The following is a 23,072-nucleotide window of genomic DNA, read 5'->3' as shown; positions in this document are numbered from 1 at the left end:
ACCAGGTTTTAACAGAACAAGGGAATATTCGCATCAGATTAGCAGACACTATGAAAAAAGGAGGGTGTCTGTTGATTTCCTTTATGATTCATGTCATTGTGTCATTATTTGCTGTCTCAAATCCCATTGGAAACGTGCCTCTTTTCATCACTTTAACAGAAGGCTACTCAGAAAAAGAACGCGCCCAGACGGCCAAAAAAGCGATTGTTGTGTCTTTTATGATTTTGATTGCCTTTCTTTTGGCAGGCAGGCTCATTTTCAAATTGTTTGGCATTGATATCCATGCACTCCGTATCGCCGGAGGTATTTTTATTTTTGGTATCGCTTACAATTTGCTGAATGCAAAAGAATCACATGTTCAAAACCCTCATTCGGATGAAAAGGCAGAGAGCAAAGAGAAGGCCGATGTTTCGGTGACCCCGCTCGCCATTCCGATCATTGCCGGACCTGGTACAATTGCGACTGTCATGAGCTTAACGCCAGGAAGCCACCAAGTAACGCTTCATCTGCTTGCGATTCTTATTGGCATTGTGGTTGTACTTGCCATGACCTATTATGCATTTCATTATTCAAGTTTCATTATGCGAAAAATGGGGAAAACAGAGATGAATGTCGTGACACGATTAATGGGATTGATTCTAGCTGTTGTGGCAGTAGAGATGATTGGCGCAGGGATCAAAGGGATGTTCCCAATGCTAATGTCATAAGTGTATATAAAAAAGCTGTTTTCTTCTACAAAATTGTAAAATAAAACAGCTTTTTTTAAGGTTTTGGCACATGTTGAAATACTTCTTCACTTTCAAAGAACTCAATTAAACGGCTAATCCAGTCATAATAATCGAGACTTTCCTTGATTTCGGAAAGAAGAAGATTGATTTTATCTACTGTTTCTTCTGGCAGGTCATTTTGTTCAAGCAGCTCCAGCAATTCCTTGCATGTCTTCTTATGTGCCTTGCGATTTTTGCTGACAACACGTGACCAATTGGCTGCAAACAATGAAATAAAGGTTTGATATTGATCTTGCTCAACGTCATATAAATCTTTGCGTATTCCTTTTTCATAAACCTTTTCAGCAATATTCAGATCAAGCATTTCTCGAACGACTTGACTCATTCTTGTTTTGCTCATGCCGGTCGCCTCTGAGAGCTCACCGAGCGTCATTGGTTTACGGTTCATATGAATGATACCAAGCACTCTACCCACTGTGGCAGAAAGACCAAAGGCATTCATGTTCTCGGCAGCTTTTTCAATATAATGATCCTGTGCTTTTTGAATGGCGCCTAACGCTTGCTTGTCCATTCCCCGCTTCATCCCTTCACGACTGACAATTTGTAACACAATATATCATATACCTGTTTGTTCATGAAAACAATAAATATTGAGTATTTGCTCGTAAGTTGGAGGAAAAAGGAGGGATCGGTACATATCAGGCCGTTAACTGAAAATTTTAAATAAATCTTATGCAATACAAACACATCGTAAACTTTTTATTTTATAAAGTTTGCACTATAATAAATAAGGTGTAAATTTTCTGAAAATATATATCCGACTAATTGGAGGTGTCTCATTTGCTGAAACTAGAGAATGTATCTAAGACGTATAAAGGCGGAAAAAAAGCTGTCAAAAATATTGATTTAGAAATAGCAAAAGGAGAATTTATTTGTTTTATTGGACCGAGTGGCTGTGGTAAAACGACAACCATGAAGATGATTAACCGATTGATTGAACCTTCCTCAGGAAACATATTGATCGAGGGAGAAAACATTATGAAAAAAGATCCAGTCCAATTAAGAAGAGAAATTGGTTATGTGATTCAGCAAATTGGACTTTTCCCTCATATGACCATCGCACAAAACATTTCCCTTGTGCCGAAGCTGCTGAAGTGGCCGGAAGAAAAACGAAAAGAACGAGCGCGTGAATTGCTCAAACTCGTCGACATGGGGCCGGAATACTTAGAGCGTTACCCGCATGAACTCAGTGGAGGACAGCAGCAGCGTATCGGCGTTCTTCGCGCACTCGCAGCAGAACCCCCTTTAATCTTGATGGATGAACCATTTGGAGCACTTGACCCGATCACAAGAGATTCATTGCAGGAAGAATTTAAGAAACTGCAAAAAACGTTAAATAAAACAATCGTATTCGTCACACATGACATGGATGAAGCGATTAAACTTGCAGACCGCATTGTCATTTTAAAAGATGGAGAGATTATCCAAGTGGGCACGCCTGATGATATTTTACGTAATCCTGCGAACGAATTCGTAGAAGAATTCATCGGGAAAGAACGTCTGCTTCAGTCAAATCCGAATATGGAACGTGTGGAACAAATGATGAACACGTCCCCAGTCACAATTACCGTCGAAAAAACATTGACAGATGCCATCTTTATTATGAGAGAAAAGCGGGTTGATTCCCTGCTTGTCGTTGATGAAAATCATGTGCTGAAAGGCTATATCGACATTGAAACCATCGATGCAAACCGCAGAAAAGCAGCCTTCGTTGGCGATATTTTAAATACAGAATTTTATACAGTACAAGAAGGTGCACTTCTTAGAGATACTGTCCGAAAGATCTTAATACGCGGCATTAAATATGTACCGGTTGTCGATGCAAAAGGGCACTTAAAAGGCATCGTCACGCGTGCAAGTCTTGTAGATGTCGTATATGACTCTATTTGGGGAGAAGATACCCCGGAGGCTGTCACTGAAATGAACTAAGGGAGGTGTACACATGGATCAAATCATCGATTTTCTTGAGAAAAATGGTGGGGAACTCCTCACAAAAATGTGGGAGCATTTATACATTTCTTTAATTGCCGTTGTGTTAGGCATTATCGTGGCCGTTCCTTTAGGCGTCATTCTTACACGAATGAAAAGAGGCGCCGGTTTTGTCATCGGTATCGTGAATATCTTTCAAACACTCCCTAGTTTAGCGATTCTTGCATTTTTTATTCCTATTTTGGGAGTTGGAAAAATACCTGCGATCGTTGCGCTATTTTTCTATTCCGTTTTGCCTATTTTAAGAAATACGTATGCCGGTGTTCAAGGTGTGAACAAAAACTTGCTCGAATCTGGTAAAGGGATTGGCATGACGACATGGGAACAAATTCGTCTTGTTGAACTGCCGCTTGCTGTTCCGGTCATTATGGCAGGGGTCAGAACCTCAACGATTTATTTAATTGGGTGGACAACACTTGCTGCTTTTATCGGTGGAGGCGGTCTTGGTGACTACATTTTAATTGGGCTTCAGCTTTACCAGCCGGAATACATTATTGCGGGTGCAATCCCTGTCACTATTTTAGCGGTCATCATTGACCTTACATTGATGAAGCTTGAGAAAAAAGTAACACCAGAAGGCTTAAAAGGATTGAAGGAAGTTTCATAAGGAGTTGGCTCATGTGAAGAATCGAAAAACAAAATGGATCAGTGCACTGCTTGCCGGATGCTTGCTATTCATAAGTGGCTGTTCACTTCCTGGACTAGCCGGCTCTTCAGGGAGCACGCTGCGAATCGGTGCACAAAACTTTACAGAATCAGAAATTATGGCCTATATGGTGGGAGACATCATTGAGCATTACACAGATAAAAAGACAACCATTGTGAAGAATTTAGGCTCAAATACCGTACAGCAGAAAGCAATGGAAAACGGGGATGTCGACATTTCGGCAACACGATATACAGGCACGGATTTAACAAGTACGCTAGGAATGGATGCAGAAAAAGATCCAAAGCGTGCAATGGAAATCGTCCAGAAAGAATTCAAAAAACGCTATGATTACAAATGGTTTGATTCCTATGGGTTTGATAATACGTATGCCTTTGCTGTGACGCAGAAGATGGCGAAGGAAAACAACCTAGAAACAGTCTCTGATTTAAAAAAGAATGCCAAAAATTATCGCTTCGGTGTGGATAATATTTGGCTGAAAAAGAAAGGTGACGGTTACGAAGGGTTTGTGAAAACATACGGAATTGAATTTGGAAGCACTTTTCCGATGCAGATCGGTCTAGTCTATGACGCATTGAAAAATGAAAAAATGGATATTGTGCTTGCCTATTCAACAGATGGCCGGATCAAAGCGTATAATCTCAAAATCTTAAAAGATGATAAACGATTCTTCCCACCATACGATGCATCACCAGTTGTCCCTGAGAAGGTATTAAAAGAAAATCCAGGACTGGACAAGGTGATCAACAGGTTGATTGGAAAAATCGATACCGAACAAATGCAAGAGCTCAATTATCAAGTCGATGGAGAACTAAAAGAACCAGCGACTGTTGCGAGAGATTTTCTAAAGAAACACAATTACTTTGAGTAAGATTGGGAGGTGTCAGAGCTGATGGACACACTGCAGCAATTATGGGCGTATTATCAACAGAACGGTTCATATGTGTTAGAAGAATTTTACCGGCATTTCCTCATGTCAGCGTATGGGGTATTGTTTGCGGCAATTGTCGGAATACCAGTCGGCATCTTTGTGGCGCATTACCGCAAATTGAGCAATTGGGTGTTCGCGATAACCAATGTCATTCAAACCATTCCAGCGTTAGCGATGCTTTCTGTGTTGATGCTTGTATTAGGACTTGGTGCAAATACAGTCATCTTATCACTCTTTTTATATTCGCTTCTGCCGATTATCCGTAACACGTACACAGGTATTGTCAGCATTGAGCATGCCTATTTAGAATCGGGGAAAGCGATGGGCATGACGAAATGGCAAGTGCTGAGAATGGTTGAATTACCGCTTGCTTTATCTGTCATTATGGCTGGTTTAAGAACCGCACTTGTGATCGCAATCGGTATTACAGCGATTGGGACATTTGTTGGTGCTGGAGGACTTGGTGATATTATCATCAGAGGATCAAACGCGACAAACGGAACAGCCATTATTTTAGCAGGTGCTATTCCAACTGCGCTCATGGCCATTATTGCCGACCTTGTCATGGGCTGGCTTGAACGCTATTTAAGCCCAACCAACAAGAAAAAAGAAAGCAAGGCATTAGCTGAAAAAAACATGACGTCCGCATAAATGCTTGAAAAGACAAAACCTCCTCTACATCTGTAGGGGAGGTTTTTTTATCATGATTAGGCGGCTCACATCAGGAGACATTTATGATTCAAGTGTGATCCATTCAGAGGACCACTTCGCAATTTCCTCAAAAACGGGTGCAAGTGAGCGCCCCATATCAGTTAATGAATACTCAATACGCACGGGTGTTTCAGCAAAAACCTCCCGTTTTACAATGCCTGCTGCTTCCAGCTCTTTTAATCTCTCAGATAAAACCCTTCCGCTTAAATTGGTCAGAGCTGCTTCGATTTCACTAAAGCGCTGTGAACCTGAGAGAAGCTGAAAAACAATCAGTGCCACCCAGCGTTTACTTAATAACTCAACTGCTTTTTCAAACCGCGGGCACATATCAGATTGATTCATCTTTCTTCACTCCAATCTGAACCCATTATACCGTAATTCTGTCAAAAATCGGCGCAAAAAGCTTGTCAATGATCAAAACATTTTACGATGACGAACGGCTGTTTAGTAGAAATAATAAATAGCGGTTTAAATCCTCTATTTCATGTTTAGAAAGGGTGGACCATATGTCCCCATTAAATATTTCAAGATCATCAAGTTCATATTGCTCTGCTGCTTCTTTTATTTGGGTAAAAGCCGTTTCTTCTTCCTTTATGACATAGGCAGAAGATGCTTCTTCAATATACCCTGCAGCCTGCATCATGTCCTCATAAGGTACTTTTAATGCACTTGCTAGTTTTTTAATTGTAGGAGGTTTCGGAATGCCGCGTTTCCCGTTTTCAATCCGAGAAATACCAGCAGCGCTGACCTCTGAATACATCGCTAATTGGTTCACCGATAGTTTCCTTTTCTCACGTAATGCTCTTAAATATGCACCGAAGTTCATCAACTCAAAACCTCACATGGTTAAAGATTAGTTATCTCTAGTGTACTCGATTTGTTGACTATTGGCAATAAGTGTACCATGAAAATATTGACATTAGTTAATGGTGGATGTATCTTATGTTTATGCCCCGCTATTTGTTCGCCTTTTTTTGGTTAATGAGCGTGAGAAAGTATTGATTCAGCTGGCTGATGTCTTGTGCGGTGAGTGTTTCCCATTGGTCTCCATCGAAAATAGGGAGATGTTCTACATCCTTTTGAAGCGCCGTTTGATAGATTTTTAATATGGATTCATATTTCGGTTTCATTTCATGCACTTTTTCCTGTTCAATATAACCGGCAAGCAGCATTAAATCCTCATAAGGCACCTTCAAAGCGCGTGCTAATTTTTTTATGGTTAAAGGCTTTGGCACACCACGCTTTCCATTCTCAATCCGAGAAATACCGGCAGCGCTTACGCCTGAATACATGGCGAGTTGATTGACAGACATCTTTCTATTCTCTCTTAAAATGCGTAATTGTTCACCAAAGTGATTCATGTCATCGAACCTCACATTTCAGTATATGACTTATTTTAGTATGATCATTGACCAAAGGAAATAGAAAGGGCGTAAAAGTGTTGACATAAGTTAATGAATCCGGGAGATATGAGAGTCCTACCTAAATGTTGTACATATTGATCCTATAGGGAGGTTGTAATGATGGTCGAAAAGATTCAGATCAGGCGGGCTTTTGTGATGCAGTATATGATCGAAAACGATATGTCTTTAAATCAGCTCGCAGATGAAATTGGCATCTCTCCTGCCACACTCAGCAGGGTATTGAATGGTCACCGGAAGCCAGGACAGCTTGTCATTGGCAAAATGATTCATTACTTTGATAAAAAATTTGAAGATTTATTTTACTATGAAGATGTTGACAAAAGTCAATGAATGAAATCATTGTTTGATCATTAAGGAGGCGGCTTCATTGAAAAGAACTGGAATGGTAAGACACATCGATTCGCTTGGCAGAATTGTTCTGCCTTCAGAAATGCGAAAGGTACTCAATATAAAAGAAGAGCAGCTGTTAGAAATTTTCATCGAAGATCAAACCATTATGCTGAAAAAATATGATGCAGATAAGAGCTGCTTATTAACTGGCCAAATAACGAAATACAACAAAAGCTATGGAAACGGAAATGTCATACTGAGTCCTGAAGGAGCTGAACGGTTGTTAGTAGAATTAAAACAGCTCTTAAAAGAAGAAGCAACTCGCTAAAAACGTTTTTTAACCTCAAAAATTGCATATAAAAAATGCTGCATACAATCCATTGGAGCGAAATTGAATCAAAATGACATATAAAGTCGACAATATATAGGAAATCTTTATTTTGATGTTTCGTGACATGCACCTTGTTTTCATGTAAAATAAAGTTATGTGTACCAGTTTGTCTGGAGGTGTTTTCATGCACGCATTTGTTATCACATTACTCGTAATTGTCAGTATCGCACTTATCATCGTTGTATTATTACAATCAAGTAAAAGTGCAGGACTGTCAGGCGCTATTTCAGGTGGAGCCGAGCAGCTTTTCGGTAAGCAAAAAGCGAGAGGTCTTGACTTGATTCTTCACCGATTAACTGTCATTTTGTCAGTGCTTTTCTTCATCTTAACACTTGCATTGGCATATTTAGGCGTGTAGGCGCGAGTAACAGAAGGTCTGATCTTTTTTCAGACCTTTTTTTATTATCAGCACTCTTTTGTGTTTGTTTCATACATACAAGTGGAAAATATAAACCATATCAGAAGGAAAGGAAGTCACATCATGAAAGTTGTTACACCAAAACCATTTACGTTTAAAGGTGGAGAAAAGGCGGTGCTTCTTCTTCACGGTTTTACTGGGAATACAGCCGATGTTCGTATGCTTGGGCGTTATTTGAATGAAAGAGGCTATACATGCCATGCACCTCAATACAAAGGACACGGTGTACCGCCAGAGGAGCTTGTTCATACAGGTCCTACAGATTGGTGGAAAGATGTAGAAGAAGGCTATCAATTTTTAAAAGGCGAAGGTTATGAGGAAATTGCGGTCTGCGGACTATCCCTCGGAGGAGTTTTTTCATTGAAATTAGGTTACACTGTACCTGTAAAGGGAATTGTACCTATGTGTGCACCTATGTACATAAAAAGTGAAGAAGTCATGTACCAGGGTGTACTAGATTATGCCCGTAACTATAAAAAATTCGAGGGTAAGTCAGAGGATCAAATTGAGCAAGAGATGGAAGAGTTCAAGAAAACACCAATGGGTACGCTCAAGGCTCTTCAAGAACTCATTGCAGATGTCAGAAACAATGTTGACATGATTTATTCACCTACTTTTGTTGTTCAGGCACGTCATGATCATATGATTAATACAGACAGTGCAAACATTATTTATAACGAAGTAGAGACAGATGAAAAACATTTAAAGTGGTATGAAGAATCGGGCCATGTTATCACGCTTGATAAAGAGCGGGAGAAGGTTCATCAGGATGTATATGCATTCTTAGAATCACTCGATTGGTCAATTTAAATATATAGGGGGTTAGAGTGTGCAAAAAGAAGAATTTATGGATGAATTACTTGCGTTTATGCAAGAAGAGGCGTACAAACCATTAACAGTACAAGAATTAGAAGTCATGATGGAAATTACCAATCCAGATGATTATAAAGAGCTCGTCAAAGCACTTGTGATATTAGAGGATCAGGGGCTTATCGTCCGTACCCGCAGCGACCGCTATGGTGTACCGGAAAAAATGAACTTGGTAAAAGGGAAGCTGTCTGCTCATGCAAAAGGATTTGCATTTGTGACACCAGAAGAGTTTGGACAGGATGATATTTTCATTCCGCCAAATGAGCTAGGCACAGCAATGAATGGCGACACCGTTATGGTTCGTGTCAGCCACAAATCAAATGGCACCAAAAAAGAAGGAACGGTCATCCGTATACTAGAGCGTAATACTCAGACGGTTGTCGGTACCTATACAGAAACGAAAAGTTTTGGTTTTGTCATTCCTGATGATAAAAAAATCACAAACGATATCTTCATTCCAAAATCCGCTAAAAACGGAGCGGTTGAAGGTCATAAAGTCGTTGTCACGCTGACAAGCTATCCAGAAGGAAGAATGAGCGCAGAGGGTGAAGTGACGGAAATTCTCGGTCACAAAAATGACCCTGGCATCGATATTTTATCGATTATTCATAAACACGGTCTACCAGGTGAGTTTCCGGAAGAAGCGCTCCAGCAGGCAGCAGACACACCTGAAACGATCGATGAAAAGGACCTTGAAGGTAGACGTGATCTGCGCAATGAAACGATCGTGACGATTGACGGTGCAGATGCAAAGGACTTAGATGATGCCGTAACCGTGCAAAAGCTCGATGATGGCAAATATAAGCTCGGCGTGCACATTGCAGACGTTTCTCATTATGTTACAGAGAATTCGCCGATTGATCAGGAAGCCTATGAGCGCGGAACGAGTGTGTACCTTGTCGACCGCGTCATTCCAATGATTCCTCATCGCCTGTCAAATGGCATTTGCTCATTGAATCCGAAGGTTGATCGTCTCACACTCTCTTGTGAAATGATCATTGATCGTAGTGGGAAAGTCGTCAAACACGAAATTTTCCAAAGTGTGATCAAAACGACGGAAAGAATGACCTATTCCGATGTGAATAAGATTTTAGTTGACCAAGATGAAGAACTTTTAGACAAATACGAGCCGTTAGTGCCAATGTTCCAAGAGATGGAGAAGCTTGCAGAAATTCTGCGTGACAAGCGAATGGAGCGTGGAGCAGTCGACTTTGACTTCAAGGAAGCAAAAGTGCTTGTAGATGATGAAGGCGCAGCGAAAGACGTCGTCATTCGTGAACGTTCTGTTGCCGAAAAATTAATTGAAGAATTCATGCTGGTGGCAAACGAAACAGTTGCCGAGCATTTCCACTGGATGAATGTTCCGTTCATTTATCGAATTCACGAAGAACCAAATCCTGAGAAGCTTCAGCGCTTTTTAGAGTTCGTGACGACGTTTGGTTACATTGTGAAAGGGACGTCAACGAACATTCACCCGCGCGCACTTCAAAGTGTACTTGATGCCGTCCGTGATCAGCCGGAAGAAGTCGTGATTCAAACTGTGATGCTTCGCTCAATGAAACAGGCGAAGTATGATCCAGAAAGCATTGGACATTTTGGATTATCTACCGAATTTTATACACACTTCACATCGCCGATCCGCCGTTACCCTGACTTAATCGTGCATAGGCTGATCAGAACCTATTTAATAGAGAAAAAGACAGACGAAGCGACCCTTGAAAAGTGGGGCCAACTGCTGCCAGAAATCGCAGATCATGCATCTACAATGGAGCGCCGCTCTGTTGATGCTGAGCGCGAAACAGATGACCTGAAAAAGGCAGAGTATATGCTTGATAAAATCGGTGAAGAGTTTGATGGTATGATTAGTTCCGTCACGAATTTCGGACTATTCGTTGAACTGCCGAATACGATAGAAGGTCTTGTCCATGTGAGCTACATGACAGACGATTACTATCGTTTTGATGAACAGCACTTTGCCATGATCGGTGAACGTACAGGGAATGTCTACCGTATCGGTGACGAAATCACTGTCAAAGTGGTGAGTGTGAATAAAGATGAGCATTCCATTGATTTTGAAATCGTCGGGATGAAAGGCACTCGCCGTAAATCACCAAAAGACTTCAAGTTCAAAAAACGGACAGATCCACCAGCCAAAAAAGGACGCGGAGGTCAAAAGGCCTCTGGGGAAAAAGGCAAAGAGGATAAAGGCGGCGACTGGTTTACAGGTCGTAAAAAGAAGAAAAAGAAAAAACGCGTATTTGATAACGCACCGAAACAAAAGCGCAAAAAGAAAAAGTAACGTGACAAAAAGCAAATAGGGCATCACGCTCTATTTGCTTTTTGACCACGTGGCAGCAGCATTGTCGAAAGCTGGATTGTTTGATAAAATAATCCGTACGATTTGGACCGTGTCTGTGTCAAAAGGAGGGTGTACGCCAATGCCAAAGGGAGAGGGAAAGGTTGTTTCCCAAAACAAAAAAGCCAATCATGATTATTTTATAGAAGAAACATACGAAGCCGGCCTTGTATTACAAGGAACTGAAATCAAATCCATTCGAGCAGGAAAAGTGAATTTAAAAGATTCCTTTGCCAAAATCGAACGAGGAGAAGTGTTTCTTCACAATATGCACGTGAGCCCATACGAACAGGGGAACCGTTATAACCATGATCCGCTCAGAACGAGAAAGCTACTGCTTCACCGCAAACAAATCAGTAAATTGATTGGTGCGACAAAGGAAGAGGGCTACTCACTTGTTCCCATTAAACTCTATTTGAAAAATGGCTTTGCCAAAGTGCTAATTGGAGTCGGTAAAGGGAAGAAGAAATATGATAAACGTGAAGATCTGAAGAAAAAAGATGCGAAACGTGAAATCGAGCGAGCTTTCCGTGACCGGCAAAAGCAATTCTAGACGCATGCAGATGGCTTGCTGAGAGCGGAAGCATTATGCTACAATATGTTATGCAGTAAACAATCATCGTCGTCTTTTTACAGAAACCACCAGTTGTTTCGAGCGATGAGATTGTTATAATAGTCATATACGGAAGCAGTTAAGCTAAAGAACGTTTCCATCCCGTATATCCCTTTTACAAGGGGACGTTACGGATTCGACAGGGATGGTTCGAGCTTAGGCTGCGAGCCGAGAGGCGATCTCGTTAACACGCACCTAAATGTAACTGGCAAAACTAAAAGTTTTAACCAAAACTTAGCACTAGCTGCCTAATAAGCGCAGCGAGCTCTTCCTGACATCGCCTATGTGTCTGTGAGGAGCCCAATGAAGTAGGCTACGCTTACGTTTTCGTCTGAGGACGTAAGAAGAGATCCATCAGACTAGCTCTCCAAGCGCCCGTCAGCAGGCATGAGGATGAGTGAACACGTAAATATGTTGACTACGCTCGTAGACGCTTAAGTAATCGATGTCTCTGGACGTGGGTTCGACTCCCACCGTCTCCATATGATTTTAAAAAAGTGTCAAAACCCATGTTAGATAAGGGTTTTGACACTTTTTAAATACGTGAAATTTTATAGTTGCAATGAACTTTTGCTATATGTTGCTGTTACAAATATTATAGGAATTCATAATTTAGTTTCAGTTGTTTATATATAAGTGAACTTCGTTCAAGAATAGCTTGATTAACAAAAGTTAAAAATTCACTCAGATTATTTTCATCTTTGGTACTAACTGTTCCTTTAAAGTGATTGCGCCAAAATTCTTTTGGTTCACTGGTTAAATCTTTTGGGTTTTCTAAAAAGCTCTGCAAAAAATTCTTCTCCACAAAATTAGGCCAAGTTTTAAAACTTAAAATCCACTTAGCGGATTCAATAATATATTTTTTATACTTAAAAGTGTTATTGTTCATTGTGTTTTCTAAAAAAATCTCAATAGAATCATTACTATTCATAAAATCATTTAAAATGACTTTAATATGGTTCAAAGTTAGATCCCAATAATCATAGGTAGATTTATAACGTTTGCTATTAAAAGGAGAAAAACAATTTTTATTATTTTTGATGGCGTATACAGGTATAAAATTACCTACTGTGTGTGTTAATTTTGCATAATCTTTAAATATAGGATTAGATAAATCATATGTCTCCTTATAAAAGGCTTTGTAAGGAGTTACAAATGAATTCATTGTTTCTCCATTTGCCTCAACAAAATCTGTTTGTTTAGTATTCCAGAATTCAAATTGATTTCCCCATAAGCGTTTGTATATTTCGAGGGTCAAAGGTAATCTATCACAATCAGATTGGGAACCATAAATATTACCTTTATATAGAATAATATTTGCAATAGGGTTTTTTTCATCATATATTAAATTTCTTAAATCAAAAACCTCTCTTTTGAAATCATAATTTATAAATTCTTCTTCTGAAAGTTCCATTAATTCATCAAAAGTCATTCGTAAGTTCTCCTTTATGTCCACTCTTTATTTATTAGAAGATTATCTAACTTCATTTTTTAACCTCTTTATTATACTTTAATATACTTCATGTAATTCATTTCACACTTGAAATTCAAAAATTAAGAAGCGATTCGGCAATGTAGCTTGTTTTTAAACTTTCAGAAGCCGTCGTATCTAGTGTCTGGAAGATAGATGCTTAGGTTGTTTCTTATAGAATTTTTTATTAGAAAGTTAGGGAGAATACCTAAATATACCTATTTTTTAACCGATGATAATTTGTAGGGAAATATCACCAGATAATGACAGGGGGACATTTTAGTTAAAAGAAAAAAGTTCGAATAGACCCTACAAAGCATATGATGAAACAGCTAAAGTAGTTGACGAATTAGAAAAAGTCTCAAAGGATAAGGAGTAATTCATAAAAATGAAAACAAACAAAAAGACAATCATTTCAGTATTTCTTTTAGTATTTACATTGATGATGGGTACAGCATGCGGTAAAAATGAATCAGAAAACGGTTCATCAAACAAAGCAGCAGCAAAACAAGAAAAAATAGAAAAAATGACTGATAGCGAATATGCATCATGGTATAAGGGATATCTAAAACGGTTTGAAGAAAGAATTATGTCTTTTGTTTTATCGTTGGTTCCTTTAGACGAGGTTTACGATAAAGAATGGGCTAGTGATGTTGAGACAAAGATTGATAGCATGAGAGAATTACTCAGCGAAGCCAAAGACAAAGAAGTTAAAGTTCCTGATACGTATAAAAAAGTAAACGAGTACTTGGTGAAAGCGGATGACAAATTTGAATCACTTTTCAAAGATATCTTAAAAGTAATCAAGCGAGATAAAGTCAGTGATGATGATTTAAGTTTCATGAATTCTAGAATGAAAAAAGCTTTAGAAGAAGTGGATAATGCTAAAAAAGAGATGAGTAAAATGAAAGACAATAAATCAAATGAAAAACAAAAAGATAAATCAAATTCATAATTAAGTAAAGAAAAAGACGTCTGCTTTACAAAGCTCAGAGGGTCTTAAGAATAACGAGTTTAGTTCACAACGTAAGAAGGATGCTACATACTGTCATCCTTCTTACTTTTCATGTAAGTTCCTTGAAGAAAACCGAACCAACCGAATAAACAAAGGACAAACCACAATCACCGCCATCATCAACAAAAGCCCATCAGGCATAATCTCCACAAATGTTGTCTGAATCACATAAACCGCAATCAGCAGCAAATAACTCATCAAAAATAACAGCTCAGATCGTTTCTTCTGAAATGGCTTCTCTAAAAGAATCAGCATGAACAAACCTGCCATGATGATCAAAAAAGTCATCTCCTATCAAGCCTCCTTTTCATTCATCTCCACATTGTACAGATATTTCACTTGCTACAATATGCTTTATCCATAAAATAAGTAAAAAGTAATGAACAGATAAGGCGCCACGACTAGTAAAATGACGAACGCTTTCCAAAAAACCGCCAACCAAATCAAAATCACATCTTCCCATTTGAGACGTCCTCATATATAGTAAGATTAGACTAGTTCTAAATAACTGAAATTGGGGCGTTTACATGGATTCGATTGTTTTACATTTTATTGTGATCATGAGTGTTTCTGGCATTCTGTCCGTAATATTATCAATCATTGCTCATGCAAATCGCCATCGGTATATTGGCTGTCAATTGTTTATGTATATGTCTGGAGCAACTGCGATTTATATTTTTGGACATACATTTGAATTATTGGCGCGCACCCCTCAAGAAATTACATTCTGGGTTAGTTTTCAATACATAGGTCTTCCGTTCATTGCACCGTTCAGCCTGATGATTGTGCTGCAGTTTACTGGTTTCCATCAATATGTAACAAAGCGCCGCGTGCTTCTCTTCTTGCTGATTCCAATTTTAACCACCATTTTGGTGTTCACCAACTCTTTTCATTCACTCTTTTACCGAAGCATCACGATGAATACAGTAGACGGGTTTTTATTGGCTGATTTTACCATTGGCTATTGGTATATCATTCATGGGGTCTATACATTTGGTTGTTCCATGCTCGCTATTTTTATGCTGCTTTGGTTTTTACGTGTAAAGAAAGATTATTTGAAACAGGTTCTGATCTTGCTCGTTGGGATATTATTACCGATCACCACCTCTTTTATCTATTTATTAGGTGTCACGCCCTTTCACATTGACCCAGTACCAGTGGTGATGTTTTTAACCAACGCACTCTACTTATGGGCGATTATGTCTTTTCATCTCTTTAAGCTCTCTCCCATTGCGATGGAGCGTGTGTTTGAACATATGTCAGAAGGTGTTCTTCTATTGGATCGATACCGAACACTGATTGATTATAACCCTGCGGCTGCATTGATCATTCCTGTGCTCGCTAAAAAGGGAATCGGCTATAAAATCGATGATATATTCTCAGGGATCATCAAAGAGCCGGCGTTTATACAGTGGCTGCGTTCTCCGCAGGATCATTCACAGTATGATTTAATGTGGGAAAAAGAGCAGCCCTTCTATTATCATCTCACTGCTTCTTCTCTTTTTAATAGAAGAGGCGAAGTCGAAGGCAGGCAAATTGTGATCAGTGATGTTACTGAGCAGCGACTATTGCAGGAAGAGCTGGAGCGCCGAGCATATATTGATGGTTTGACGAATATCTTCAATCGGTCTTCCTTTATTGAACGAACGCAGATGTTATTGGAAGAGGATGCGCAGGATACCGCAATACTGCTATTTGATATTGATTTCTTTAAACAAATCAATGATACGCACGGCCATCACATTGGAGACGAGGCGTTGCGTCATGTTGTGTCCATTTGTCAGCAGCATTTGAAGATGGATGATTTATTTGGGCGATATGGTGGAGAAGAGTTCGCCATTTGTCTGCCGCATCATTCATTTGAAGAGGCATGTCGTATTGCGGAACAAATGAGACATTCATTTGAAGTGAGTTTCTTTCAGACAGATGAGAAAAAAGTAAGAGTGACAGCAAGCTTTGGCGTCGCCCATACAGCGAATGATCCCTCTATATTAGAAACGCTTCTATTTGAGGCAGATCAAGCCTTGTATATGTCAAAACGCCAAGGACGTAATCGGATTTATGCATCAACTGGTTCGGACTATATGCTGTACCAAAAGCAGGATCTTCCGCCTACTTCTCATTGACTGTTGTCCTTCATTTAGATATGATAAACATAACATTTGAACGGTTTCCTAAAGGGGAGTAGCTTTTACGGTTTGGTCGTCATTACAGAAACATCCGTTGTTTCTCGGCCATTCCGGCATGAACATGTTAGCCAGACCTTTGCCTATCACACTTGAGGCAAAGGTCTGGCTTTTTTTAAGGTCTTTTTGCATCTGTGTGGTTGGGAGCTGGACAAATGAGGGGTTTCAACATAGCAGATGAAAGGATGATGGATCTTGAAACAACATGTGATGGCGTTTCTATTTACCGGTACGTTTTTGTTAAGTGGATGTTCTGGACTGCTAGACCAAGTGAACGATACAACGACATATGTCACAGAAGCAAATGAGTATGTGATGGATATTCAGCAATTCACAGAGGATTTTCCACAGCTTGCGGAAGAAGCTGTACAAGATGCTGCCAAAAGAGCAGATTTGACGCAGCAGCTTGAATCATTGAAAGCAGACATTCAAGAATTTAATGAACTCTCAGCCCCATCAATAGCAAAAGACCTGCATGCACAAATCATGGAGAAAAATAAAGTACTGTCAGAGGAGATTCAAACCTATTTACAGCAATTGAAAATGGACAACTTCGATGCTGCAGCTATTTTAGAGGATCAGCAAGGCCTCATGAAGCAGCTTCAGCAATCCGTCAACCTTTTGCAAGATATTGAACAGTTGACAAACTAGAATAAACAAACGGTGATCTCAGCATATCTTTGCCTTTTCAGGTGAAGATATGCTTTAATGGAATGTAAGACAAGTATGATAGAAAAAAGGTGATCAGATGACAGAACAAGAAGAAAGACATATCGCTTCGCCTAGAGCCGAGAAGGAAAAAGAGCAATTAATCAACCGCTTAAAACGAGTGGAAGGTCAAGTGCGAGGGATTCAGCAAATGATTGAAAACGATCGTTACTGTATAGATGTCGTGAATCAAATTTCTGCTGTCAATGCAGCTTTAAAAAAAGTGAGTCTTCAATTAATGGAAAAGCATACACATCATTGCGTAGCAGATGCCATTAAGAGCGGTAATGGGGATGAAGCCATTGAAGAGTTGATGAATGTCTTCACGAAGTTGACAAAATCGTAGCAAACAGCGGATCATTTATGTTTACAATGATACCCTACTAGGGTATAGTAAAAATAGAAAATGATTGATGGAGGCGATGAGAAGTGGAACAAGCAACACTACAAGTGCAAGGCATGTCTTGCGGACATTGTGTGAAAGCAGTCGAAGGAAATGTAGGAGAATTAGCAGGTGTTGAATCTGTGAAAGTCCATTTAGATAAGGGTCAGGTGGAGGTTTCCTTTCACTCAGATCAAATCACGTTACACCAGATCTCTGATGTCATTGAAGAACAGGGATATGATGTCGTATAAAATGAGCATACGTGCTGCATAAGACAGCACGTATTTTTTTAAAAATAACAATACCCCCATGGAGTATGTGGAGAGGTGAGATAAATGAAAAAAGAAATTGATTTTCAAATTACGGGAATGACTTGCGCCGCCTGTGCAGGCCGCATTGAAAAGGGCTTGAACAGGTTGGAAGGTGTGGACGCCGCCAGTGTGAACTTAGCGCTTGAAACATCCCACATTGTGTATGAAACAGAACAACTCACAGCAGAGGATCTAAAACAAAAAATTCAATCTCTTGGCTATGATGTGGTGATGGAACAAGCCGAATTTGATATAGAGGGAATGACGTGTGCTGCTTGTGCAAACCGAATTGAGAAAAAAGTCAACCGGATGGAGGGTATTGATCAAGGGTCAGTGAACTTTGCGCTTGAGACACTTCAGGTGACGTATCATCCAGGGCAAATATCTCCAAGTGACATAAAAGAGGCTGTGAAATCCATTGGGTATTCATTAATCGAACCAGCCGAAGAGCATGCAGAGGAAGGGAAAAAAGACCATCGCCAAGTAGCGATTGAGAAACAAACGGCACGCTTTTTGTTCTCGATGATTTTGTCATTGCCTCTTCTTTGGGCAATGGTCAGTCATTTTTCTTTCACATCGTTTATTTGGTTGCCAGAAGCGTTTATGAATCCATGGGTTCAGCTCGCATTAGCAGCGCCCGTCCAGTTCATTGTCGGCTGGCCTTTTTATGTAGGTGCTTATAAAGCGTTGAAAAATAAAAGTGCCAATATGGATGTCCTTGTGGCATTAGGGACATCAGCTGCTTTTTTCTATAGTTTATATGAAAGTATTCAGTCAGCGGTTCAAGGTACACATGAGGCGGGCCTCTATTATGAAACGAGTGCTGTGCTGATTACGTTGATTGTGCTCGGAAAGTTAATGGAAGCAAGAGCGAAAGGGAGATCATCAGAAGCGATTCAAAAACTGATGGGCTTACAAGCGAAAGAAGCTGTGATAGAGCGAGATGGGAAAGAAATGACCGTTCCTATTTCTGAAGTGAAAGTGAATGATTTTGTGTTCGTCAAGCCGGGTGAAAAAGTCCCGGTAGACGGAGAAATCATCGAAGGAACAACAGCGATCGACGAATCGATGATTACAGGAGAAAGTCTGCCAGTTGATAAAACCACAGGAGATACAGTCATCGGGGCAACCATCAATAAAAATGGATTTGTGAAAGTGAAAGCAACAAAAGTAGGAAAAGAAACGGCTCTTTCACAAATCATTCGAGTCGTCGAACAAGCGCAAGGCTCAAAAGCACCAATTCAAAGAATGGCAGATCAAATTTCAGGGATATTTGTCCCCATTGTTGTAGGATTGGCTGTACTCACTTTTCTGATTTGGTTTTTCTTTGTTGACCCAGGGAATGTGACATCTGCACTTGAAACCTTTATAGCGGTCATCGTCATCGCATGTCCTTGTGCGCTTGGTCTTGCTACACCGACCTCTATTATGGCAGGCAGCGGCCGGGCAGCTGAATCAGGGATTTTGTTTAAAGGCGGAGAACACTTAGAGGTAACCCAATCACTAGATACAGTAGTGCTAGATAAAACAGGGACTGTGACAAAAGGGGAGCCGAGTCTTACAGATGTGATTGCGTCTGCCAATTGGACAGAAGATAAGCTGCTTCAGTTAGCAGGATCGGCAGAACAGCAGTCAGAGCATCCACTTGCCAGAGCGATTACAGATGGCATGAAGACTCGGGGTCTCCAAGCGGTCGAGGTAGAAGCTTTTCAAGCAGATCCTGGTCATGGAATTGAAGCAAGAGCTGCCGGACATGAGCTTTTGATTGGCACACGGAAACTCCTAAAGAAACATCATATCAGCTGCGAAGCACTAGAAACAGTTGTGACTGAGCTTGAAGAACAAGGGAAAACGGCGATGCTCATTGCCATTGACGGCGAGCCAGCAGGTATTGTCGCCGTTGCTGATACAATCAAATCGTCTTCTTCTCAAGCGGTCGCTCGTCTCAAAGAGCAAGGGATTCACGTCGTGATGATGACAGGAGATAACAAGCGCACAGCAGAAGCGATTGCGAGTGAGGCAGGCATAGATCATGTCATCGCTGAAGTTCTTCCAGAGGAAAAAGCGGCTCATATTGTAGCGCTTCAGAAACAAGGAAAAAAAGTGGCGATGGTTGGAGACGGCATTAATGATGCCCCTGCCCTTGCAACAGCAAATATCGGGATGGCTGTCGGAACAGGTACAGATGTTGCCATGGAAGCGGCAGATATTACGCTCATGACAGGAGATCTCCATGCCATTGCAGATGCACTTGAATTTAGCAGAAAAACGATGAGAAACATTAAACAGAATCTATTTTGGGCACTTGCTTACAATTGTATTGGTATACCGATCGCTGCATTTGGGTTCCTGGCGCCATGGCTTGCAGGAGCCGCAATGGCCTTTAGTTCTGTATCGGTTGTACTGAACGCACTAAGATTACAGCGGTTGAAACCTGTCAGAGAGGGTGTGGCAGAATGAAGCTGAATGTCAAATGGGTGTGGACGTTGAGTGCTGTGATTTATGTGGCGCTTGTACTGATTGGTTATGCTGTTTATGACAAATTTTCTCCACATCAAGAGTCGCCAGTTGAACAGATGCAGCAACATTAAGACTTCGCCAAAAGCGAAGTCTTTTTTTAACAATTTTGTGGAAAAACCCACCTTTTAAAAGATTTTTCATAAAAAATTCACTTCTTTTTGTTCCTTTTTGTCGTTTTTTGTAGGTTCATCGTTAAGATGCGATTAAGCAACAAAGAAAGCGTTATCAAAAAAAGGGGGTCCACGTATGAAAAAGTTAGGGTTAGCTTCTCAAATACTCATCGCACTTGTCTTGGGTGTTGTCGTAGGAGCGCTGTTTTATCAAAATGAAACCGTTATTAATGTGTTAACGCCAATTGGCGATATATTCATCCACTTAATTAAAATGATCGTTCTTCCAATTGTTATTGCTGCATTGATTGTAGCTGTTGCAGGTGTAGGCGATATGAAAACCATCGGAAGACTCGGTGGGAAAACGATTCTTTACTTCGAAATTGTGACAACGATTGCATTAGCAGTTGGACTGCTTGCAGCAAACGTTTTCCATCCTGGTACAGGAATTGATATGAGCAACATGGAGAAAGGCGATATCTCTAAATATGAAGAGACATCTAAGTCTTCTGCCGAAAAAGCTAGTTTCTCTGAAACGATTGTGCATCTTGTGCCAACAAACGTGTTCCAATCCATTGCAGAAGGTGATCTATTACCAACAATCTTCTTTACAGTGTTATTCGGATTAGGAATTGCAGCAGTTGGAGACAAAGGAAAACCAGTGTTAGGATTCTTTGAGGGGATACTCGAAGCAATGTTCTGGGTGACCAATAAAGTGATGAAGTTTGCACCATTTGGTGTATTCGCGCTCATCAGTGTGACGGTGATCAAATTCGGGGTCGGAGCGCTTCTCCCGCTAGGTAAACTGGTACTTGTCGTTTACGGCACAATGGCATTCTTCGTGATTGTCGTACTTGGCATTATCGCAAAATTAGCTGGAACAAGCGTCTTTACACTATTTAGAGTGTTAAAAGAAGAAATCATTCTTGCATTCTCAACAGCAAGTTCAGAAGCTGTATTGCCTAGATTAATGGACAAAATGGAGAAGTTCGGATGCCCGAAAGCGATCACGTCGTTCGTTATCCCAACAGGCTATACCTTTAACTTAGATGGAAGTGCCATTTATCAATCCATTGCCGCCATATTTGTTGCACAAATGTACGGCATGCCTCTTTCCATCTATGAGCAAATTACGTTACTATTAATCTTAATGCTCACATCAAAAGGAATGGCTGGTGTACCAGGTGCATCGATCGTTGTTGTCATCACAACACTTGGAGCAATGGGACTTCCTCTTGAAGGACTTGCCTTCATCGTTGGGATCGACCGTATCCTTGACATGGTTCGTACAACTGTTAACGTATTTGGTAACTCACTTGCAGCCATTGTCATGTCTAAGTGGGAAAAAGTGTTTGATCAAGAGAAATCGAAGAAGTATATTGAGGAATTAAAACAACAAACAAAAGCAGCGTAAAAGGAGATCTTTTCAAATGACGAAGCTACAGGACAAGCAAGTTCGTATCGAACGAGACTTTCTAGGTGAAAAGGAAGTAGACACTCAAGCGTATTATGGAATTCAAACATTACGTGCAGTAGAGAACTTTCCAATTACTGGCTACCATGTTCATGAGGAACTCATCAAAGCACTAGGGATTGTCAAAAAGGCAGCCGCACTTGCAAATATGGATACAAAGCGACTATATGCTGGTCTTGGAGAAAAAATTGTTCAAGCCGCAGATGAAGTGATTGAAGGAAAATGGAATAATCAATTTATTGTCGATCCAATTCAAGGCGGGGCTGGCACTTCAATGAATATGAATGCCAATGAAGTCATTGCAAACAGAGCGCTTGAACTACTAGGAAAGGAAAAAGGCGCTTATACTGAGCTAAGTCCAAACACGCATGTGAACATGTCGCAGTCAACAAACGACGTTTTCCCAACAGCGATTCATATTTCAACATTGAATATGATTGAAAAACTACTTTATACGATGGAAAACATGCATCAAGTCATGACAGAAAAAGCGCAAGAATTCGATCATGTCATCAAAATGGGACGTACGCATCTTCAGGACGCTGTTCCAATCAGACTTGGTCAAGAGTTTAGTGCATATGCAAAGGTTCTTGCTCGTGATATTAAACGAATCAAGCAGTCTAGACAGCATTTATATGAAGTCAATATGGGCGCAACTGCAGTTGGAACAGGACTGAATGCTGATCCTAAATATATTCGCCAGGTCGTTGGTTATCTAGCTGACATTAGCGGATTGCCGTTAGTTGGAGCAGAAGATTTGGTCGATGCTACGCAAAATACAGATGCTTATACAGAAGTATCAGCTGCACTGAAAGTATGTATGATGAATATGTCCAAAATGGCAAACGATATTCGTTTGATGGCTTCAGGTCCTAGAGCAGGCTTTGGTGAGCTGCATTTGCCGCCGAGACAGCCAGGTTCATCTATCATGCCAGGGAAAGTCAACCCAGTGATGCCTGAGGTCATGAACCAAGTGGCATTCCAAGTCATTGGAAATGACCACACGATCTGCCTTGCATCAGAGGCTGGTCAGCTTGAACTGAACGTCATGGAGCCAGTTTTAATATTTAACTTACTACAGTCTCTCAGCATGATGAAAAATGTATTTGAATCCTTTGTCGATAACTGCTTGCGTGACCTAAAAGCAGATGAATCTAGATTAAAAGAATATGTAGAAAAGAGTGCTGGTGTCATGACGGCGGTCAATCCGCATATTGGTTATGAAGCTGCTGCACGAATTGCGAGAGAAGCGATACTTACAGGCGTATCTGTACGTGAGCTTTGTCTGCAAAATGATGTGTTATCAGAGGAAGAGCTTGATATCATCTTAAATCCTTTTGAAATGACGAAACCAGGTATTGCTGGCGCATCACTTTTAGAAAAGGATCGTTTAGAAGATTAAGC

General features: G+C 40.4%; 27 protein-coding genes and 1 other RNA gene. 21 read left to right on the top strand and 7 right to left on the bottom strand.

What is annotated here, in order from left to right; translation table 11 throughout:
* Positions 1 to 71: 71 nt before the first annotated feature.
* Positions 72 to 707, top strand: a complete 636-nt coding sequence (locus tag KVT11_RS06920) for a MarC family protein (protein WP_035389414.1) — start codon at positions 72 to 74, stop codon at positions 705 to 707.
* A 55-nt stretch (positions 708 to 762) separates the two neighbouring features.
* Here the strand turns inward: KVT11_RS06920 and KVT11_RS06915 are convergent, their stop codons facing one another.
* A complete protein-coding gene (locus tag KVT11_RS06915; protein ID WP_060832655.1) occupies positions 763 to 1,299 on the bottom strand; it encodes a GbsR/MarR family transcriptional regulator in 537 nt (178 codons plus the stop codon).
* A gap of 269 nt (positions 1,300 to 1,568) precedes the next feature.
* Between KVT11_RS06915 and KVT11_RS06910 the strand changes: the two genes are divergently transcribed.
* The 4 genes from KVT11_RS06910 to KVT11_RS06895 are packed head-to-tail and all read left to right on the top strand — an operon-like array spanning position 1,569 to position 5,026.
* Positions 1,569 to 2,717: a betaine/proline/choline family ABC transporter ATP-binding protein gene (locus tag KVT11_RS06910; RefSeq protein WP_116306223.1), complete on the top strand. Its 1,149-nt coding sequence runs from the start codon at positions 1,569 to 1,571 to the stop codon at positions 2,715 to 2,717.
* A gap of 13 nt (positions 2,718 to 2,730) precedes the next feature.
* Positions 2,731 to 3,384 (top strand): ABC transporter permease, encoded by a 654-nt coding sequence (locus KVT11_RS06905; protein WP_024719832.1) that lies wholly within the window; start codon positions 2,731 to 2,733, stop codon positions 3,382 to 3,384.
* Positions 3,385 to 3,397: 13 nt separating this feature from the next.
* On the top strand, positions 3,398 to 4,315 hold the full coding sequence (locus KVT11_RS06900) for an osmoprotectant ABC transporter substrate-binding protein (protein WP_008347678.1): 918 nt from the start codon (positions 3,398 to 3,400) through the stop codon (positions 4,313 to 4,315).
* 21 nt (positions 4,316 to 4,336) lie between these two features.
* A complete protein-coding gene (locus KVT11_RS06895; RefSeq protein ID WP_008347676.1) occupies positions 4,337 to 5,026 on the top strand; it encodes an ABC transporter permease in 690 nt (229 codons plus the stop codon).
* Positions 5,027 to 5,107: 81 nt separating this feature from the next.
* Here KVT11_RS06895 and KVT11_RS06890 read toward each other — a convergent pair whose 3' ends face one another.
* From KVT11_RS06890 to KVT11_RS06880, 3 genes are all read right to left on the bottom strand, one after another.
* The gene (locus KVT11_RS06890; protein WP_007500199.1) at positions 5,108 to 5,428 is read right to left on the bottom strand and encodes a catDE operon transcriptional regulator CatR; all 321 of its coding nucleotides are present in this window, start codon (positions 5,426 to 5,428) and stop codon (positions 5,108 to 5,110) included.
* A gap of 82 nt (positions 5,429 to 5,510) precedes the next feature.
* On the bottom strand, positions 5,511 to 5,912 hold the full coding sequence (locus tag KVT11_RS06885) for a helix-turn-helix domain-containing protein (RefSeq protein WP_096881866.1): 402 nt from the start codon (positions 5,910 to 5,912) through the stop codon (positions 5,511 to 5,513).
* A gap of 130 nt (positions 5,913 to 6,042) precedes the next feature.
* On the bottom strand, positions 6,043 to 6,447 hold the full coding sequence (locus KVT11_RS06880; protein WP_007500204.1) for a helix-turn-helix domain-containing protein: 405 nt from the start codon (positions 6,445 to 6,447) through the stop codon (positions 6,043 to 6,045).
* A 159-nt stretch (positions 6,448 to 6,606) separates the two neighbouring features.
* On the opposite strand from KVT11_RS06880, the gene KVT11_RS06875 reads away from it, so the two are divergent.
* The 7 genes from KVT11_RS06875 to ssrA all read left to right on the top strand — a co-directional run bounded on the left by KVT11_RS06875 (position 6,607) and on the right by ssrA (position 11,973).
* Positions 6,607 to 6,840 carry a helix-turn-helix domain-containing protein gene (locus KVT11_RS06875; RefSeq protein WP_008347669.1) on the top strand — a complete coding sequence of 78 codons (234 nt, stop codon included), beginning with the start codon at positions 6,607 to 6,609 and terminating at the stop codon, positions 6,838 to 6,840.
* 37 nt (positions 6,841 to 6,877) lie between these two features.
* Positions 6,878 to 7,168, top strand: coding sequence for an AbrB/MazE/SpoVT family DNA-binding domain-containing protein (locus tag KVT11_RS06870; RefSeq protein WP_017359225.1), 291 nt, complete (start codon positions 6,878 to 6,880; stop codon positions 7,166 to 7,168).
* Positions 7,169 to 7,355: 187 nt separating this feature from the next.
* The gene (gene secG, locus KVT11_RS06865) at positions 7,356 to 7,589 is read left to right on the top strand and encodes a preprotein translocase subunit SecG (RefSeq protein ID WP_003212746.1); all 234 of its coding nucleotides are present in this window, start codon (positions 7,356 to 7,358) and stop codon (positions 7,587 to 7,589) included.
* A 123-nt stretch (positions 7,590 to 7,712) separates the two neighbouring features.
* Positions 7,713 to 8,459: an alpha/beta hydrolase gene (locus tag KVT11_RS06860; RefSeq protein ID WP_116306221.1), complete on the top strand. Its 747-nt coding sequence runs from the start codon at positions 7,713 to 7,715 to the stop codon at positions 8,457 to 8,459.
* 19 nt (positions 8,460 to 8,478) lie between these two features.
* Entirely contained in the window at positions 8,479 to 10,818 is a 2,340-nt protein-coding gene (gene rnr, locus KVT11_RS06855) for a ribonuclease R (RefSeq protein ID WP_046527453.1), read from the top strand.
* A gap of 139 nt (positions 10,819 to 10,957) precedes the next feature.
* Positions 10,958 to 11,428: an SsrA-binding protein SmpB gene (gene smpB, locus KVT11_RS06850; RefSeq protein WP_008347658.1), complete on the top strand. Its 471-nt coding sequence runs from the start codon at positions 10,958 to 10,960 to the stop codon at positions 11,426 to 11,428.
* A 181-nt stretch (positions 11,429 to 11,609) separates the two neighbouring features.
* Positions 11,610 to 11,973, top strand: a transfer-messenger RNA (tmRNA) gene (ssrA, locus tag KVT11_RS06845).
* Between the two features lie 110 nt (positions 11,974 to 12,083).
* On the opposite strand, the gene KVT11_RS06840 is transcribed toward ssrA, so the two are convergent.
* The gene (locus KVT11_RS06840) at positions 12,084 to 12,920 is read right to left on the bottom strand and encodes a hypothetical protein (RefSeq protein ID WP_116306219.1); all 837 of its coding nucleotides are present in this window, start codon (positions 12,918 to 12,920) and stop codon (positions 12,084 to 12,086) included.
* A gap of 427 nt (positions 12,921 to 13,347) precedes the next feature.
* Here KVT11_RS06840 and KVT11_RS06835 point away from each other — a divergent pair, with 427 nt between their 5' ends.
* Positions 13,348 to 13,914, top strand: coding sequence for a hypothetical protein (locus KVT11_RS06835; RefSeq protein WP_017359229.1), 567 nt, complete (start codon positions 13,348 to 13,350; stop codon positions 13,912 to 13,914).
* Positions 13,915 to 14,016: 102 nt separating this feature from the next.
* Here KVT11_RS06835 and KVT11_RS06830 read toward each other — a convergent pair whose 3' ends face one another.
* Positions 14,017 to 14,262 (bottom strand): hypothetical protein, encoded by a 246-nt coding sequence (locus KVT11_RS06830; RefSeq protein ID WP_017359230.1) that lies wholly within the window; start codon positions 14,260 to 14,262, stop codon positions 14,017 to 14,019.
* 19 nt (positions 14,263 to 14,281) lie between these two features.
* Positions 14,282 to 14,437 (bottom strand): hypothetical protein, encoded by a 156-nt coding sequence (locus KVT11_RS06825; RefSeq protein ID WP_017359231.1) that lies wholly within the window; start codon positions 14,435 to 14,437, stop codon positions 14,282 to 14,284.
* A 64-nt stretch (positions 14,438 to 14,501) separates the two neighbouring features.
* Here KVT11_RS06825 and KVT11_RS06820 point away from each other — a divergent pair, with 64 nt between their 5' ends.
* The 8 genes from KVT11_RS06820 (at position 14,502) to aspA (ending at position 23,070) form a co-directional block, all read left to right on the top strand.
* Positions 14,502 to 16,100: a histidine kinase N-terminal 7TM domain-containing diguanylate cyclase gene (locus KVT11_RS06820; RefSeq protein WP_035389410.1), complete on the top strand. Its 1,599-nt coding sequence runs from the start codon at positions 14,502 to 14,504 to the stop codon at positions 16,098 to 16,100.
* 255 nt (positions 16,101 to 16,355) lie between these two features.
* Positions 16,356 to 16,811, top strand: coding sequence for a DUF6376 family protein (locus KVT11_RS06815; protein WP_076821121.1), 456 nt, complete (start codon positions 16,356 to 16,358; stop codon positions 16,809 to 16,811).
* Positions 16,812 to 16,908: 97 nt separating this feature from the next.
* The gene (locus KVT11_RS06810) at positions 16,909 to 17,214 is read left to right on the top strand and encodes a metal-sensing transcriptional repressor (RefSeq protein WP_008347647.1); all 306 of its coding nucleotides are present in this window, start codon (positions 16,909 to 16,911) and stop codon (positions 17,212 to 17,214) included.
* Positions 17,215 to 17,297: 83 nt separating this feature from the next.
* Positions 17,298 to 17,504 (top strand): copper chaperone CopZ, encoded by a 207-nt coding sequence (gene copZ / locus KVT11_RS06805; RefSeq protein ID WP_008347645.1) that lies wholly within the window; start codon positions 17,298 to 17,300, stop codon positions 17,502 to 17,504.
* 84 nt (positions 17,505 to 17,588) lie between these two features.
* Positions 17,589 to 20,024: a heavy metal translocating P-type ATPase gene (locus tag KVT11_RS06800; protein ID WP_116306217.1), complete on the top strand. Its 2,436-nt coding sequence runs from the start codon at positions 17,589 to 17,591 to the stop codon at positions 20,022 to 20,024.
* Positions 20,021 to 20,155 carry a hypothetical protein gene (locus tag KVT11_RS21260; RefSeq protein WP_255234054.1) on the top strand — a complete coding sequence of 45 codons (135 nt, stop codon included), beginning with the start codon at positions 20,021 to 20,023 and terminating at the stop codon, positions 20,153 to 20,155. The genes KVT11_RS06800 and KVT11_RS21260 overlap by 4 nt, the downstream gene beginning before the upstream one ends.
* 175 nt (positions 20,156 to 20,330) lie before the next feature.
* Positions 20,331 to 21,608, top strand: a complete 1,278-nt coding sequence (locus KVT11_RS06790; RefSeq protein ID WP_007500222.1) for a cation:dicarboxylate symporter family transporter — start codon at positions 20,331 to 20,333, stop codon at positions 21,606 to 21,608.
* Between the two features lie 16 nt (positions 21,609 to 21,624).
* Positions 21,625 to 23,070 (top strand): aspartate ammonia-lyase, encoded by a 1,446-nt coding sequence (gene aspA, locus KVT11_RS06785; RefSeq protein WP_007500224.1) that lies wholly within the window; start codon positions 21,625 to 21,627, stop codon positions 23,068 to 23,070.
* The last annotated feature ends 2 nt before the right edge of the window (positions 23,071 to 23,072 follow it).

The organism is Bacillus sp. GbtcB10 (genome assembly GCF_019091365.1).
GTDB classification, from domain to species: Bacteria; Bacillota; Bacilli; order Bacillales; family Bacillaceae; genus Bacillus; species Bacillus altitudinis.
The sequence above is the reverse complement of the archived record's forward strand: the minus strand, read 5'-3'. Positions and strand labels throughout refer to the sequence as shown.

What these genes read in the sequence shown, in the direction of transcription:
- KVT11_RS06915 (WP_060832655.1), bottom strand. Translation starts at nt 1,299, where the DNA reads ATGGACAAGCAAGCGTTAGGCGCCATTCAAAAAGCACAGGATCATTAT.
- KVT11_RS06905 (WP_024719832.1), top strand. Translation starts at nt 2,731, where the DNA reads ATGGATCAAATCATCGATTTTCTTGAGAAAAATGGTGGGGAACTCCTC.
- KVT11_RS06895 (WP_008347676.1), top strand. Translation starts at nt 4,337, where the DNA reads ATGGACACACTGCAGCAATTATGGGCGTATTATCAACAGAACGGTTCA.
- KVT11_RS06890 (WP_007500199.1), bottom strand. Translation starts at nt 5,428, where the DNA reads ATGAATCAATCTGATATGTGCCCGCGGTTTGAAAAAGCAGTTGAGTTA.
- KVT11_RS06885 (WP_096881866.1), bottom strand. Translation starts at nt 5,912, where the DNA reads ATGAACTTCGGTGCATATTTAAGAGCATTACGTGAGAAAAGGAAACTA.
- KVT11_RS06880 (WP_007500204.1), bottom strand. Translation starts at nt 6,447, where the DNA reads ATGAATCACTTTGGTGAACAATTACGCATTTTAAGAGAGAATAGAAAG.
- KVT11_RS06875 (WP_008347669.1), top strand. Translation starts at nt 6,607, where the DNA reads ATGATGGTCGAAAAGATTCAGATCAGGCGGGCTTTTGTGATGCAGTAT.
- secG (WP_003212746.1), top strand. Translation starts at nt 7,356, where the DNA reads ATGCACGCATTTGTTATCACATTACTCGTAATTGTCAGTATCGCACTT.
- KVT11_RS06860 (WP_116306221.1), top strand. Translation starts at nt 7,713, where the DNA reads ATGAAAGTTGTTACACCAAAACCATTTACGTTTAAAGGTGGAGAAAAG.
- smpB (WP_008347658.1), top strand. Translation starts at nt 10,958, where the DNA reads ATGCCAAAGGGAGAGGGAAAGGTTGTTTCCCAAAACAAAAAAGCCAAT.
- KVT11_RS06840 (WP_116306219.1), bottom strand. Translation starts at nt 12,920, where the DNA reads ATGACTTTTGATGAATTAATGGAACTTTCAGAAGAAGAATTTATAAAT.
- KVT11_RS06835 (WP_017359229.1), top strand. Translation starts at nt 13,348, where the DNA reads ATGAAAACAAACAAAAAGACAATCATTTCAGTATTTCTTTTAGTATTT.
- KVT11_RS06830 (WP_017359230.1), bottom strand. Translation starts at nt 14,262, where the DNA reads ATGACTTTTTTGATCATCATGGCAGGTTTGTTCATGCTGATTCTTTTA.
- KVT11_RS06825 (WP_017359231.1), bottom strand. Translation starts at nt 14,437, where the DNA reads ATGGGAAGATGTGATTTTGATTTGGTTGGCGGTTTTTTGGAAAGCGTT.
- KVT11_RS06820 (WP_035389410.1), top strand. Translation starts at nt 14,502, where the DNA reads ATGGATTCGATTGTTTTACATTTTATTGTGATCATGAGTGTTTCTGGC.
- KVT11_RS06810 (WP_008347647.1), top strand. Translation starts at nt 16,909, where the DNA reads ATGACAGAACAAGAAGAAAGACATATCGCTTCGCCTAGAGCCGAGAAG.
- KVT11_RS06800 (WP_116306217.1), top strand. Translation starts at nt 17,589, where the DNA reads ATGAAAAAAGAAATTGATTTTCAAATTACGGGAATGACTTGCGCCGCC.
- KVT11_RS21260 (WP_255234054.1), top strand. Translation starts at nt 20,021, where the DNA reads ATGAAGCTGAATGTCAAATGGGTGTGGACGTTGAGTGCTGTGATTTAT.
- KVT11_RS06790 (WP_007500222.1), top strand. Translation starts at nt 20,331, where the DNA reads ATGAAAAAGTTAGGGTTAGCTTCTCAAATACTCATCGCACTTGTCTTG.
- aspA (WP_007500224.1), top strand. Translation starts at nt 21,625, where the DNA reads ATGACGAAGCTACAGGACAAGCAAGTTCGTATCGAACGAGACTTTCTA.